The 12,900-nt window shown below is 52.2% G+C and carries 9 protein-coding genes and 6 pseudogenes; 9 read left to right on the forward strand and 6 right to left on the reverse strand.

Going from position 1 to position 12,900, the window contains the following annotated elements; all coding sequences use genetic code 11:
- The first annotated feature begins 2 nt into the window (after positions 1–2).
- The 3 genes from ACQG11_RS23750 to ACQG11_RS23760 all read left to right on the forward strand — a co-directional run bounded on the left by ACQG11_RS23750 (position 3) and on the right by ACQG11_RS23760 (position 2,891).
- Positions 3–977, forward strand: a complete 975-nt coding sequence (locus ACQG11_RS23750) for an SIS domain-containing protein (protein WP_003032095.1) — start codon at positions 3–5, stop codon at positions 975–977.
- A 12-nt stretch (positions 978–989) separates the two neighbouring features.
- The gene (locus ACQG11_RS23755) at positions 990–1,802 is read left to right on the forward strand and encodes a PfkB family carbohydrate kinase (protein WP_003032093.1); all 813 of its coding nucleotides are present in this window, start codon (positions 990–992) and stop codon (positions 1,800–1,802) included.
- A 391-nt stretch (positions 1,803–2,193) separates the two neighbouring features.
- Positions 2,194–2,891 (forward strand): IS1 family transposase gene (locus ACQG11_RS23760; RefSeq protein WP_223861918.1). Its coding sequence is split into 2 segments (ribosomal slippage): positions 2,194–2,443 and positions 2,443–2,891, totalling 699 coding nucleotides; the frame shifts between segments, so codons are not numbered across the junction.
- Positions 2,892–2,908: 17 nt separating this feature from the next.
- Here the strand turns inward: ACQG11_RS23760 and ACQG11_RS23765 are convergent.
- The 6 genes and pseudogenes from ACQG11_RS23765 to ACQG11_RS23790 all read right to left on the reverse strand — a co-directional run.
- Positions 2,909–3,295: pseudogene (locus ACQG11_RS23765) on the reverse strand (DDE-type integrase/transposase/recombinase); the annotation flags it as partial.
- Positions 3,296–3,375: 80 nt separating this feature from the next.
- A complete protein-coding gene (ltrA, locus tag ACQG11_RS23770) occupies positions 3,376–4,884 on the reverse strand; it encodes a group II intron reverse transcriptase/maturase (RefSeq protein WP_200442762.1) in 1,509 nt (502 codons plus the stop codon).
- Between the two features lie 672 nt (positions 4,885–5,556).
- Positions 5,557–6,245, reverse strand: a pseudogene (locus ACQG11_RS23775) (IS3-like element ISEc52 family transposase); the annotation flags it as partial.
- A 70-nt stretch (positions 6,246–6,315) separates the two neighbouring features.
- A pseudogene (locus ACQG11_RS23780) lies at positions 6,316–6,528 on the reverse strand (transposase); the annotation flags it as partial.
- 45 nt (positions 6,529–6,573) lie between these two features.
- Positions 6,574–7,494 (reverse strand): response regulator, encoded by a 921-nt coding sequence (locus ACQG11_RS23785; protein WP_004181990.1) that lies wholly within the window; start codon positions 7,492–7,494, stop codon positions 6,574–6,576.
- Complete coding sequence (locus ACQG11_RS23790) at positions 7,457–8,914, reverse strand: ATP-binding response regulator (RefSeq protein WP_268086846.1); 1,458 nt, start codon at positions 8,912–8,914, stop codon at positions 7,457–7,459. The genes ACQG11_RS23785 and ACQG11_RS23790 overlap by 38 nt, the downstream gene beginning before the upstream one ends.
- On the opposite strand from ACQG11_RS23790, the gene ACQG11_RS23795 reads away from it, so the two are divergent.
- From ACQG11_RS23795 to ACQG11_RS23820, 6 genes and pseudogenes are all read left to right on the forward strand, one after another.
- Entirely contained in the window at positions 8,913–9,893 is a 981-nt protein-coding gene (locus ACQG11_RS23795) for an IS5-like element IS5 family transposase (RefSeq protein WP_426728913.1), read from the forward strand. The genes ACQG11_RS23790 and ACQG11_RS23795 overlap by 2 nt on opposite strands.
- Positions 9,830–10,057, forward strand: a pseudogene (locus ACQG11_RS23800) (hypothetical protein). The gene ACQG11_RS23795 and the pseudogene ACQG11_RS23800 overlap by 64 nt, the downstream one beginning before the upstream one ends.
- 167 nt (positions 10,058–10,224) lie before the next feature.
- Positions 10,225–10,410 (forward strand): annotated as a pseudogene (locus ACQG11_RS23805) (IS3 family transposase); the annotation flags it as partial.
- 62 nt (positions 10,411–10,472) lie between these two features.
- Positions 10,473–10,568, forward strand: a pseudogene (locus ACQG11_RS23810) (type I restriction-modification system subunit M N-terminal domain-containing protein); the annotation flags it as partial.
- A 48-nt stretch (positions 10,569–10,616) separates the two neighbouring features.
- Positions 10,617–11,318 carry a vWA domain-containing protein gene (locus ACQG11_RS23815; RefSeq protein ID WP_045620708.1) on the forward strand — a complete coding sequence of 234 codons (702 nt, stop codon included), beginning with the start codon at positions 10,617–10,619 and terminating at the stop codon, positions 11,316–11,318.
- A 9-nt stretch (positions 11,319–11,327) separates the two neighbouring features.
- A complete protein-coding gene (locus ACQG11_RS23820; protein ID WP_045620707.1) occupies positions 11,328–12,899 on the forward strand; it encodes a hypothetical protein in 1,572 nt (523 codons plus the stop codon).
- Position 12,900 lies beyond the last annotated feature (1 nt).

Here is a 12,900-nt window from a genome sequence, read left to right on the forward strand (position 1 = left end):
CCATGCAGACCCAACCCATCATTACCTCCCTGATGAGCAGCCATTTTCAGGATAAGCCGCTGCGTCAGGTTTTCCTGGTCGCTTGCGGTGGCTCGCTGGTCGATATGTATCCTGCTCATTATTTCCTCAATGAGCAGAGTGAAAATCTGCGCTCATGGATGATGACTGCCAATGAATTTGTGCATGCTGCACCGCGCGCGTTAGGTGCCTCGTCACTCGTGATTGTCTGTTCGCATGGTGGCAACACGCCAGAGTCTGTGGCTGCGGCTCAACTGGCAAAAAACCGTGGTGCCGCCACTATCACGCTTACGCACAATGCGGAAGCGGAACTGCTGCAATGGGCCGACCATAACCTGTTATATAAATGGGGTGATGATACGCTGGTCACCGAAAACCCGATGGCGCTGATCCTCAGCCTGTGCATGGATACGCTGTATCAGGTGGAAGATTTTGCCGAATGGCAGGCTTTCCAGCATGGCTTTGCGCAAATCGATACGGTGATCCGCCAGGCCCGCGCTAAGGTGGTAACCCGTTGCGCCGCGTTCGCAGAACGCTATCAGCATGAGTCCCTGTTCTATGTGCTTTCGAGTGGCGCCTCATACGGGCATGCCTATGGATTCGCCATCTGCTCACTGATGGAAATGCAGCGTCTCGATGCCGCTTCTATTCACAGCGGCGAGTTCTTTCATGGCCCATTTGAAGTCACCGATAATCACGTACCCTTTATCCTCCTGATGAATGAAGGCCGCACACGTGCTCTGGATCAGCGTGCGCAGGCGTTCCTGAATCGTTATAACGACAAAACAGAGGTTGTGGACGCCCGCGAGTTGGGCCTGAATGCGCTGCCTGCATCAGTGGTGGACTACTTTAACCCGGTGCTGTTTTACAGCATCATGTGCGACTACCGTGCGGCACTGGCTGATATCCGCCAGCATCCGCTCTCAACCCGCCGCTATATGGGCGTGGTGGATTACTAAGGGCGGCGATCAATGAAAGTCATTGGCATAGGCGACAACGTTGTCGATAAATATGAACACCGGCGTGTACGGTATCCTGGAGGCAACGCGCTCAATTTCAGCGTGTATGCGGCGATGCTGGATGCATCGGCTGCCTATCTGGGCATTTTTGGTAACGATGCGGCGGCTGACCATGTGATGCGTGCGCTGGCAAAGTTCGGCATCGATATACGCCATTGCCGTCAGGTTGCGGGTGAAAATGGCTATGCGCGGCTGACGATTGAACAGGGGGAACGGGTGTTTCTCGGTTCGAATCTCGGCGGTGTGCGCCAGACGGAATCGATGGACTTTATTTTGCAACAGATGGACTGGCTTAATGATTTCTCGCTGATCCACACCAGCAGCTACAGCTATATTGATGCGCAACTACCTGCGCTGGCAACGTTATCCGGATGGCTTTCATATGATTTCTCAGATGATTTTGTCATCGCACAGGCGCTGCCATTATGCCGCTGGCTCGACGCGGCATTTTTCTCCTGTGCGGGATGGTCGCTGGTAGAAACGCGTGAACTTCTGGTGCAGGCGGTGCAGGCAGGCAGCGGTTTGGCGGTCGCGACGCGTGGCGAGCAAGGTGCACTTCTGTTCGATGGTAAAGACTGGTATCAGCAGGAGCCGGAGACGGTAACACCAGTGGATACATTAGGTGCGGGTGATGCGTTTATCACTGCGTTTCTGCTCCATTTACGTCAGCACGGTAATATCACCGCAGCACTGCAGGCTGCTGCGCATTTTGCAGCGAGAATTTGCCTGGTGGACGGCGCCTTCGGCGAAGGCGAAGCTTATTAATCCCGCAGGAATGTCTCCGCTTTTGAGTGGATTCCCCTTCGTTAATGGGAACCGCTCATTCTGCTGTTTTTGCAGCAAAAATGATGGTCCTGCTCAACGAGCAAACTTGATGCCGGCTTCGGTAAGTCTGGCGTTTCGTTAATATTATTTCTGATTGCCGATCTGATGATAAAAGGCGCTGCCACTTATTATTGAAGTATGTAAGTAACTGATTACTTGTGTGTGCTGGTTAATTAAAGGACAATACCCTTAGTAAAGTGGTGGGTTTATCGCCGGGAGCTTACTTCATTAAGGATAAAGCATGCTGATGGATCAGTCTGCATTCACCGGGAAAGGGGTAATGGTGCCAACTTACTGATTTAGTGTATGATGGTGTTTTTGAGGTGCTCCAGTGGCTTCTGTTTCTATCAGCTGTCCCTCCTGTTCAGCTACTGAAGGCGTGGTGCGTAACGGTAAAAGTACTGCCGGACATCAGCGCTATCTCTGCTCTCACTGCCGTAAAACATGGCAGCTACAGTTCACTTACACCGCTTCTCAACCCGGTACGCATCAGAAAATCATTGATATGGCCATGAATGGCGTCGGATGTCGCGCCAGTGCACGCATTATGGGCGTTGGCCTCAACACTGTTTTACGTCACTTAAAAAACTCAGGCCGCAGTCGGTAACCTCGCGCATACAACCGGGCAGTGATGTGATTTTCTGCGCTGAAATGGACGAACAGTGGGGCTACGTCGGTGCTAAATCACGTCAGCGCTGGCTATTTTACGCGTATGACAGGATACGGAGGACGGTTGTGGCGCACGTATTCGGTGAACGCACTCTGGCCACGCTGGAGCGTCTTCTGGGCCTGCTGTCGGCCTTTGAGGTCGTGGTATGGATGACGGATGGCTGGCCGCTTTATGAATCACGCCTGAAGGGAGAACTGCACGTTATCAGCAAGCGATATACGCAGCGCATTGAGCGGCATAACCTGAATCTGAGGCAACATCTGGCAAGGCTGGGCAGGAAGTCACTGTCGTTCTCAAAATCGGTGGAGCTGCATGACAAAGTCATCGGGCATTATCTGAACATAAAACACTATCAGTAAGTTGGAGTCATTACCTAATATCCAACGATATAGTCCGTTATTGCGTGAGCTGCATCGCTGAAGCTTACATAGCCCGTCGCCGGCACCCATTCGTTCTTCAGACTCCTGAAGAAGCGCTCCATTGGGCTGTTATCCCAGCAGTTTCCACGCCGACTCATACTCTGCCTGATCCGGTATCGCCACAGTAACTGCCGGAACTGCCTGCTCGTATAATGGCTGCCTTGATCGCTGAGGAACATCACCCCGACGGGCTTACCACGGGTTTCCCATGCCATTTCCAGTGCTTTCATGGTGAGCCTGCTGTCCGGCGAGAACGACATGGCCCAGCCCACCGGCTTTCTTGCGAACAGGTCGAGAACAACGGCGAGGTACGCCCAGCGCTTACCCGTCCAGAGTAGAGTAAGAGGCAGGGCGTAGTCGGACTATTTCCCTGCCTCTCCTCCCCGAACCGGACGTGCACCTTTCAGCGCATCCGGCTCTCCATTTAAATGCTGGCGAACGCCATTGCCACTTCTGTAAAGCGCGATGTATACGTGTTTCTGGTCTCCATCCTCAGATAGGGATTACCTTCGGGTAGCCGCCAGCGGAACAGCTTCTTGCCTTGCCCCACCAGCCGGTACAGTATTTCGCCGCTGAGCTTGCCGTGATTGGTTTTACCAAATAAAACCCACGTTTTGCTCTGACCCGGTTTCGGTGATTTACACCACCACCTCATCAGGGAAGCGATACCTGTACGGTATTTGCGGGCCAGCCAGTGAGCCAGCTTCCAGAACACGACACGGTCGATATAACTGAAGACTTTGGCCTTAAAATCAACGAACTGATAGAACATGGCCCAGCCTTTCAGTTTTCGGTTGAGTTGTTCAGCCATATCGACTTTGCTTTCACTGTAGTTGCCTGATAACAGTGCTGTCAGCGATGCGGCGAAGTTTCTGGCTTTCTCCTGCGGGATCGTTGAGACCACTCGCATCTCGCCATAACGACTGCGTTTGCGAATGATCCTGTGCCCCAGAAAGATAAAGCCGTCATTAACATGGGTGATTTTAGTCTTATCCATGTTCAGCCTGAGTTTCAGACTGCCTTCGAGCACACCCCGACACTCCTCCCTGATGGCTTCCGCCTGTGCTTTGGTGCCTTTGACGATGAGGACAAAATCATCGGCATAGCGGCAGTACGCCACCGCGGGTTTCCACTGCCAGTTTTCTCTGACCGCCGTACTTCGGCCCCGTTGGATACTGTTATTCCAGTACCACCGATCTTTTCTGGCTTTCCCGCTCAGGTAGCGCTCATGCAGGTATTGATCGAACTCATTCAGCATGATGTTCGATAATAGCGGCGATATAACACCGCCCTGTGGCACACCTTCACTGGCCGCCCGAAAGAGACCGACATCGATATGTCCCGCCTTGATGGTTTTCCACAGCAGAGTCATGAAACGTGCGTCACTGATCCTGCGGCGTACAGCCTTCATCAGCAGTCGATGATGTACGGTGTCGAAGTAACTGGACAGGTCGCCTTCAATCACCCAGCGTCCCCGGGTTTCACCGCAGTCTGTGAGCTGTAATTTCACCGTGCGGATCGCGTGGTGGACACTGCGCTCAGGCCGGAAGCCATATGAGAGCGTATGAAAATCACTCTCCCATATCGGCTCCATCGCCATCAGCATGGCCCGCTGAACAATACGATCCCGCAACGCGGGGATACCCAGTGGTCGCAGTTTGCCGTTGCTTTTAGGGATGTAAACCCGTCTGGCGGGCAAGGGCTGGTAGTGGCCTGAGAGTAATTCATCCCTGAGGATTTGCAGCTCAACAGCCAGTCTGGCCTGTAGCATTGTTTTGTTCACGCCATCAACGCCGGGGGTATGCGCCCCCTTTGATGAAAGCGTGATCCGCGCCGCTTCAGCCAGCCATTCTGGTTGTGTTATCAGACGCAGCAGCCGTTGAATCCGTAGGGACGGATCGGTGGCTGCCCATGTGGCAAGCTTGCGTTGCATTTCGCTGATTATCAAAGGTCTTCACCTCGTTAGGTCAGTTAATTCACGTCGCAAACACATTCAAACTGCTTCCCTTCGCCATGTAATGGGCTTTCCCCATCGCGGACTACTACGGAAGCTCCGCCAGCCAGCGCGTCATCGGAGCCATGCCCCCTTAACATCCGTCGCTGACCTTCCCCGGTTTACCTGCCTGGACTCAGGCATACTGAGGAGGCTGCCCGTCGCACTCTTTATCCTTGCTTGCCGCAAGTTGGCAGAAGTCAGCAACGCAAGCGTGATAGACGCTGCTGCCCCGGTGTTTCGCATACATGTCAAAACACCTTCGACCGGCAGTGCTTACGTATCACTGCCAGTTCCTCCTGCACGGCCTGTCAGATCACGTAGGCCGTGGTGACGTTTTCAACCCACAGAGGCGGATTAACGGGTTCATGTTCTTCAGCCTTTCAGTACTTAACCTTGAGGATCATCTCGGCTTAGTGATCTCGCCTCAATCCCCGTTGTCAGCGGGTTACATCACCCTGCGGGCATGCCGCAGGTCACTGCCGCTCAGGTTCTCCACCGTCACACCCGGTGGGATTGTTGGGTTTCTCATCGTGAGTTACCGGTTCAATATTCCAGACAGACTCGCGGTTCATTTAAGCATCCATGCCCGCCCTGAACTCCGGGCACACTATAGGTCACATCACCGCACCACACCTGATTTGGTTCCGTTACGGCGAACTGTCGCTCAAGATGATTCGGGATAGCAACGTGCTCATGACCGCCACGCTTATACCGGTGAGTCGGCTGCTGGCAACTGACCAGCCCCAGCTCTTTCATGAGTCTGCCAGCAAGCCAGCGCCCCATCTGGTAACCTCTCTGGGTTGCCATTGTGGCGATGCTTCTTGCTCCGGCAGAGCCGTGGCTGATGCCATGCAGTTCAAGTACCTGACTGCGTAATACAGCCCGTCTGCCGTCTGGCTTTTCAGGACGGTTTTTCCAGTATTTGTAGCTGCTGCGATGAACCCCGAACACATGGCAGAGAGTGGCCACAGGATAACGCGCCCTGAGTTTCCCGATTATCGAGAACTGTTCAGGGAGTCTGACATCAAGAGCGCGGTAGCCTTTTTTAATATTTCATTTTCCATTTCAATACGTTGTAGCTTTTTCCTGAGCTCACGGATTTCAATTTGTTCCGGGGTAATGGGGGAGGCTTTTGGTGTTTTGCCCTGCCGTTCATCACGTAATTGTTTCACCCATCGCGTCATTGTGGAAAGGCCGACATCCATAGCGCTGGCTGCATCTGCCACGGTGTAGTTCTGGTCAACGACCAGTTGAGCGGATTCGCGTTTAAACTCTGCGCTGAAATTTCTTTTTTTCATTATGACACCTGTGTTGTTCTGAGGTGAGCATATCACCTCTGTTCAGGTGGCCAAATTCAGTAAACCACTTCAGACTGCGCCATTGTGATTCGGTGGTGATATGTGACAGGGACGGCGGCAGGGCCACGCCTTCGAACCAGACGCTCAGCAGAAGCTGGCGGATATTCCACATCCAGCGGGCGCGCATGGCATCCTTACGGAAGCTGATTTTCTTCCACTTCCCGTGCTCATCGATACCGCCACAGGTGACGGAGACGTGGACATGAGGGTGCCAGTTCTGCCTGATAAAAATGTCAGGGCAGGTCTGCGCGAATACGCCTCATTGTCGCTACATTTTCTCCCTGGCATATAGCGAATTTATTGCCAACGCTGCCGCTGCGGTGCGATTGTCCACACTCAGCTTTGGAAATACAATTTCAAGGTGTTTATTCACGGTTCTGGGGCTAAGGTTTAAAATATCGCCAATTTCGCGGTTTGTTTTTCCCCTGGCAATCCACAGGAGGACTTCGGCTTCTCGTTGCGTCAGCCCTAGGTTGTTTTTCAGGCGTTTCACCGCTTCGACTTCTTCATGTCCTTTGATCTCTTCAATACGTAGCAAACTTTCTCCTTCAGCGGTCCGGCGTGAAAGATAGAATTTCAGAGCGATGCCTTGCGATGAAAGATCTAAGGGTATTTTTAAACCTTCCGTATTGTTCAGCCAACCGATGATCCGGTTTACTATTTTTTTATTGGGTTCATACCCGGTATCGCTGAAGTTTTTCATCAGTTGCCATGCATTGGGCGTGGCCCAGCGTAGTTGCCCCTCTTTGCTAAAAACACATAAGGTCTGGCCAACGGAATCCATCGCGCTATAGGCACTGACCGTTAATTTTGAGTTCCGCAAGTGGGTACGCATTCTGACAACCAGCTCTTCCGTGCGTATCGGCTTAATTACGTAATCGACCACCCCGGCATCAAATGCATCAACGATATTCTGCGTATCACTCAGGCCTGTCATGAAAATAATCGGGGTATGCCGCAGCCCCGGATTTTGCCGCAGGCGCTTACTGGTTGAAAACCCATCCAGATGCGGCATTACGGCATCAAGCAGAATGATATCTGGGGTTATCTGGCTGGTTATCGAAAGGGCTTGATTACCCTCCAGAGCGACCAGAACGGTAAAACCGGCTTCATCAAGCGTGTCATTCAACATACTTACCGTGTTGATATCATCATCGACGATAAGTACCGTCGGCTTTGCTATTGCCATTTTTCTCTCCCTCCGGGCGTTCAAGACTCTCGACTATCTCTTTGAATCGAAAGCGCCTCAGCAACTCGGCAAATTTTTCGCCCTCGGCTTTGCTGATCTGGTTAGCGGAAATATGTTTGTCCAGCAGTTCACGAAACCCTCTCACATAACCCAATCTGGCCATCTCTTTTAACGACTCAATCTGGACACGGGTAAGCTGCGAGCGTGGTTCATGTATTTCCGGCTGCTTTGGCGGCTGACATTCCGTGCGCCACTGGAGATGCAATATTTCACCGATGTTCTCCAGTAGTAAAGGGAAACGCAGCGGTTTAACCAGGTAGCGAACTTCCCCTTCGCCAGTGAAATGGCGGCATTTACCCTCATCCGCTTCCGCAGAAATCATAATTACCGGCGCTAATTGTCCCTTATTACGTAACTGACGTAGCAGTTCCCACCCCGACATTTCAGGCATTGCAACATCCAGAAGAAGAAGGTCGATATGATTTTGCCGGGCTAAATGTAGCGCGACATGACCATTTTCGGCTGTTAGCAGCGTGAAGCCTATGGGCGTGAGTAAATCCATCATCAGCTGCCGATGGGATTCATCATCGTCAACTACCAGCAGGGTGTGTCGCTTGCCTGGATATCCGGTGATTACCGCAGGCTCGGCGGGTTGGTAGGCATCCCCGCTATAGCTTGGCAGCATCAGGGTGAGTTTAAACGTTGTGCCTTCGCCACGGATGCTTTCCACCTGGAGATCGCCACCCATGATATAAGTCAGAAGCCGGGTAATCGTCAGCCCAAGGCCCGTCCCGATCCGACGACTATCGCCGGATACGCGTTCGAAAGGCTTAAAGATGCGTTCCAGGTTCTCAGGGGCGATGCCGATGCCGGTATCGTGAACCGAGAAAAACGCCACCTCGCTACGATACTGGAAATCGAGGGTTACACTGCCTCTGTCCGTGAATTTAACCGCATTAGAAAGCAGATTGATAAGAATTTGCCGGAGGCGTTTCTCATCCGTCATCACCGCCTCGGGCAGCCAGTGTGGGGCGTTGTAGTGAAATGTCAGTCCTTTATCGCTGGCCTGTTGTTCAAACATGGCGACCAGTTGCTGCACCAAATCGCCAATGCGCACTTCTTCACGATATATTTCTAATTTTCCCGCTTCAATTTTCGAAATATCCAGTAATCCCTCAATTAGATTAGCCAGATGCTCGCCGCTTCTGCGCATAATACCGATACCGCGCTGCCGGGCTGGGGGGATATCATCAGCACGTTCGAGTAATTGCGCATAACCCAGCATCGCATTGAGCGGCGTTCTGAGTTCATGAGTAATGCCGGTGAGATAGCGGCTTTTGGCCTGATTAGGGAAGGTGCGAACAAGTCCCTGATATGAGATCATGTTTGTCATCAGGAGCCATGGAACAGGGTTCATCATGAGTCATCAACTTACCTTCGCCGACAGTGAATTCAGCAGTAAGCGCCGTCAGACCAGAAAAGAGATTTTCTTGTCCCGCATGGAGCAGATTCTGCCATGGCAAAACATGGTGGAAGTCATCGAGCCGTTTTACCCCAAGGCTGGTAATGGCCGGCGACCTTATCCGCTGGAAACCATGCTACGCATTCACTGCATGCAGCATTGGTACAACCTGAGCGATGGCGCGATGGAAGATGCTCTGTACGAAATCGCCTCCATGCGTCTGTTTGCCCGGTTATCCCTGGATAGCGCCCTGCCGGATCGCACCACCATCATGAATTTCCGCCACCTGCTCGAGCAGCATCAACTGGCCCGTCAATTGTTCAAGACCATCAATCGCTGGCTGGCCGAAGCAGGCGTCATGATGACCCAAGGCACTTTGGTGGATGCCACCATCATTGAGGCACCCAGCTCTACCAGGAACAAAGAGCAGCAACGCGATCCGGAGATGCATCAGACCAAGAAAGGCAATCAGTGGCACTTTGGCATGAAGGCCCACATTGGTGTCGATGCCAAGAGTGGCCTGACCCACAGCCTAGTCACCACCGCGGCCAACGAGCATGACCTCAATCAGCTGGGTAATCTGCTTCATGGAGAGGAGCAATTTGTCTCAGCCGATGCCGGCTACCAAGGAGCGCCACAGCGCGAGGAGCTGGCCGAGGTGGATGTGGACTGGCTGATCGCCGAGCGTCCCGGCAGGGTAAAAACCTTGAAGCAGCATCCGCGCAAGAACAAAACGGCCATCAACATCGAATACATGAAAGCCAGCATCCGTGCCAGGGTGGAGCACCCGTTTCGCATCATCAAGCGGCAGTTCGGCTTCGTGAAAGCCAGATACAAGGGGCTGCTGAAAAACGATAACCAACTGGCGATGTTATTCACCCTGGCCAACCTGTTTCGGGTGGACCAAATGATACGTCAGAGGGAGAGATCTCAGTAAAAACCTGAAATAACGCCAGAAATGGTGGAAAAAATAGCCTAAATAGGCTGATTCGATGTGTTTGCGGGAAAAAAATCGGCCCAGATCCGCGAAATTTTAATCAGCGAGTCAGCTTGGGAAGAAATGACCTGCTTATTCGCACCTTCCTTAGCCCCTTGTGCTGATGTGTAGTGATCCGCAAACAAAAGTCAGTGTTGACAGATGGACAGGCGAAGGGCTATCGGACAAAGAGACCCTGCGGTACCAAAACGCGATACCGTCCGTAAACGCTATCTATGGATCGTATCGGACCTCATCCATGTCAGATGTCTGCGACTGACACAGGCGCGTCAATTCTTTCACCGAATCGTTCTTCAGTTCACGTAAAAAAGAACGCATCAGGAAGAGAATAAACAAAATTCGGGAGGTGGTCCGGGCGGATATCTTCGATTACATTGAAGTGCTTAGCAATCATGCCCGGTATTACGGGCATCCCGGTGGCATCAGTCCGGAATCCTTTGGACTGGCCTCGTCGTGAGGTCAGGATATGTTTGCTCTGGTGGAGGCCGCCCAACAAAGCATCGTACAGCAGCATATAAAATGAAAAGCATTCAGCAACGTACAGAACAACACCGTCAAATCTGGGCGACAGCCAGTGATGTCAGAGGTTCAGTAGACGGATGGGATGCTAAACAGGATTCAGGGTCAAGATGATAACCAACAAGCGTATCAGGAGGATAACCCATGTTTGATCCAAAAAAATTCACCGCACCGACCGCCAGGCCGCTTCCCGTCGTCCTGCTTCTGGATGTCAGTGGCAGTATGTCCGGAGAGAAAATCGATAACCTGAACAAGGCCGTCAGGGATATGCTGGATGCCTTTGCGCAGGAAGAGAAAATGGAGACCGAGATCCTGGTTTCCGTCATTACTTTTGGCGATCAGGTTGAGCTACATGTTCCCTACACCCGGGCTTCTCAGGTGCAGTGGCAGGGTCTGCAAGCAAGCGGTATGACCCCGATGGGAACCGCACTCGAAATGGCCAAGGCCATGATTGAAGACAAGGAAACCACGCCGTCCCGCGCTTACAGGCCGACGATTGTTCTCGTTTCAGACGGACAGCCTAATGACCGTTGGGAAAGGCCACTGGAGGACTTTATTCTCGAAGGACGCTCGTCCAAATGTGACCGCATGGCAATGGCTATCGGGCGTGATGCGGATGAGGCGGTTCTGAAGCGATTTACCGAGGGCACGCCGCATGACCTTTTTTATGCGGAAAACGCCGGGCAGATGCATGAATTTTTCCAGCGAGTGACAATGTCTGTGACCCTGCGTACCCAGTCCCGAAACCCGAACGTGTTACCGGCGTCCATTGAGCTCGATGCGCGTACGAAGTCAAATATTGCAGCGTCAGTCTCTATTGCGAATGATGATCAAGGTTATTGGTAGGGGAGCATAATGGAAAGGAATCAGGAAAATGTGGATTTACCGACACTGATAACGAATGGCGCACATCATAGTGAAGCTCAGGCAGACGCTTTAGCTGGACAGATAGAGGTTACGCCAGCGGGGGCAAACAAAACTCGCAGAGTGATTGGTTCATTTATTCGTTCTTACAGAGATAAATCGCCTGATCTCTCCAGTAAGGCCTGGCTTAACCTTGAATTCGCTAAATATCCGGATATTTGGCGCACTGAAGAGGAACGCCAACAAGCGGCTAGCGAGATTGTTGAGGAGGTGGCGATTTTCCGATCCTCTCAGCAAGAATTGGCGGCACATCACAGCAAAGGATTAAGTACCAGCAACTGGCTGGCGGGGAAAATTGAGCAGGGTGCAACGGCAGGCGGCGTCACCAACTTCGGCGCATACGCCACGATAATTGATAGCGCCATTGAGACGGCAAACAAAGCAAACATTGATTTGCTTTACCGGAACGATGGCCAGTTGAACCAGCAGCTTAATCTGGATGGTTTTATTGCTGAACAGCACCATGCTGATACCTTCAACCTTGATGCAGTAGCCAAAGGCAGTGAATACCGCGCTGAAGTGTTAAAACCCAAATCCGGCGGGACATATGGCAAAAATTCGGTAGATGTTGTGATTCGGGATGGCGAGGGAAAAATTGTACGTCGCTATCAGGCCAAATATGGGGCCGATGCGGATGCAACAGACACATTGCTTAAAAAGGGTGATTATCGGGGGCAGCGCAAGTTGGTGCCTGAAGGGCAGTCTGAAGACATACCTGGCAGTACTGAAACAATAGAAATTGATGGCGTTGAATCGAAGCCGCTTTCTAAACAGGAAGCCAAAGAGAGGCAACGCAGAGCCCAGGAAAAAGCCGAAGCCAAACAATATGACTGGAACGAGACCAGCAGGATCGATATTGCAAAAAATATCGGGAAAAACGCGGGTACTGCGGCTCTTTTGTCTGTGGGATTTCAGGGGGCACGTATTCTCGGGCGGCGGATCTGGAAGGGAATAACAGGGCAAGAAAATAATAGTGCTGAAGAAGACCTCCAGGAGTTTGTACAGAGTGCTCTGAAATCGGCGGCGACCTCGGGGTTAAGCGTCGCTGTCACGGGTGCTGTGACCGTAGCAGTGAAAAGTGGCTGGTTGGGCACTGTGTTAAAAAATACACCGGCTGGCAGAATTGCTAATGCTGTGTGCATCGGTATTGAAAACGCGAAGGTTCTCTACAAATACGCAACCGGAGAAATCACAGCGGAAGAAGCGCTTGATCAAGCCGGCAGTGTCACATGCAGCCTTGTGGGGGGACTTGTCGGTGGGGCCAAGGGAGCGGGCATAGGTGCTGCACTGGGAACCGTTCTGGGACCCGTGGGGACTGCTATTGGGGGCCTTGTTGGTGGGGTGGTCGGCGGCATGGCAGGAAGTACCGTTGGAGAAGCGATTTATGAAGGTGGAAAGAGAATTGTATCTGCAGTTGTTGATTCCGTTAAATTGGTGGGGTCAGCAATAGGCAGTGGTGTTTCATCGTTCTGTAGCGGCGTGGCCTCTCTGTTTGGATTTTAAG

This window comes from Enterobacter cloacae complex sp. 372C4 (assembly GCF_050030615.1).
In the GTDB taxonomy this organism is placed as follows: domain Bacteria; phylum Pseudomonadota; class Gammaproteobacteria; order Enterobacterales; family Enterobacteriaceae; genus Enterobacter; species Enterobacter intestinihominis.